The sequence below is a fragment of the Lentzea indica genome, assembly GCF_012184385.1.
Classification (GTDB): Bacteria; Actinomycetota; Actinomycetes; order Mycobacteriales; family Pseudonocardiaceae; genus Lentzea; species Lentzea indica.
Map to the genome: position 1 here is coordinate 1 of NZ_VSRL01000593.1, position 693 is coordinate 693.

General features: G+C 72.9%; 1 pseudogene. It reads right to left on the minus strand.

Going from position 1 to position 693, the window contains the following annotated elements:
* A pseudogene (locus FXN61_RS49820) lies at positions 1 to 631 on the minus strand (AfsR family transcriptional regulator); the annotation flags it as partial.
* Positions 632 to 693 lie beyond the last annotated feature (62 nt).

Genomic DNA, 693 nt, shown 5'->3' on the forward strand with positions numbered 1-693 from the left:
GCCACGCCAGGGCTTCGGCCGAGCTGGAGATCCGCGGCGCCGGGCCGGTGGCCGGCGAGGGAAGCCGCACGATGCCGGGGTAGAGCAGCTCGGCGCAGCGTTCGACACCGCGCATGTAATGGTTCAGCAGTGCCGTCCACGCCGCCTGCTGCTCGGCCGGGCTGTCCGACTCCTCGCGCAACGCGGCGGCGTAACGCACCAGCTCGTCGTGGAACCGGAAGCGGCCAGGTACGACGGACACCACCAGGTTCGCGATCGCCAGCACCGTCAGCAGACCCTCGGCGTCCACATCGGCCAGCGCGGAGGCCGCCTCCGGCGTGAAGTCCGGCCCTGGCACGAGTGACAGCAGCCGGAACAACCGTTGCGGCGCGGGCGGCAGCGCGGCGTAGGCGAGCTCGATCGGCGACCCCGAGATCGTCACGTCGTCGCGCCCTGCCAGGTAGGCCGCCGCCACTCGCAACGCCAGCGGCAGGTGGCCGCACCGGGAGGCCAGCTCCGCGTGATCACCGGGCCCCAGCAGCTTCGAGAGCAACGACGTGGACTCCGACGGCGTGAACACGTCCACCGGCACGGTCCGCGCGCCGTTCATCGCGATCAGGCCGCGCAGGTCGTCCCGCGACGTCACGATCACGCGGCACGACGCCGTCCCCCGGCAGCAACGGCCGCACCTGGTCCGGCGCGGAGGCGTTGTCC